This is a genomic window from Kytococcus sp. HMSC28H12 (assembly GCF_001816045.1).
Lineage (GTDB): Bacteria > Actinomycetota > Actinomycetes > Actinomycetales > Dermatophilaceae > Kytococcus > Kytococcus schroeteri.
Genome location: NZ_KV824597.1, coordinates 1 through 601 on the forward strand (window position 1 = coordinate 1; position 601 = coordinate 601).

General features: G+C 70.2%; 1 pseudogene. It reads left to right on the forward strand.

Going from position 1 to position 601, the window contains the following annotated elements:
* Positions 1-115: 115 nt before the first annotated feature.
* Positions 116-601 (forward strand): annotated as a pseudogene (locus tag HMPREF3099_RS09400) (ATP-binding protein); the annotation flags it as partial.

The following is a 601-nucleotide window of genomic DNA, read 5'->3' on the forward strand; positions in this document are numbered from 1 at the left end:
GCACCCACGCTCAACTCCGAAGAGCCGGTTACGCTGACCCCACCAACGCGGCCCGACGGGCTTCCCACAGGACACGCCCCCACCCGCACGACGATTCGTGCTGCCCGGGAGTCCTGTGTCCGCCCTGTTCCGTTCGTCGGCCGAGAGCTTCTCGGGCGTCGAGACCCTCATCGCCGACCGCTTGGCCGAAGCGCTCATGCACCGCTCTGGAACGCACGCCTCCCCCGGCGAGCGCCGGTCGTGGGAGCGCTCCCTGCCGGTGCTGCGCTCCGACCTCGTGGACGCCGGCCTCGGCGGCGTGGAGATGCTCGTCGAGTACGGCATGCCCCTGAGCAGCAAGCGCGCGGACGTGGTGCTGGCCGGCACGCACCCCACCTCCGGGCGCCCGTCGTACGTGGTAGTGGAGCTCAAGCAGTGGGACTCCGCCGAGGTGTACGAGGACAACTTCGACCTAGTGACTACCGCCGGCCGCCGCGACCTGCTCCACCCCGGGCTCCAGGTGAGCGGCTACTGCGACTACCTGGCCGACTTCACCACCGTCTTCTCCGAGCAGCCGTTGGAGCTCGCAGGCGCCGCGTACCTGCACAACGCCACCGACCTG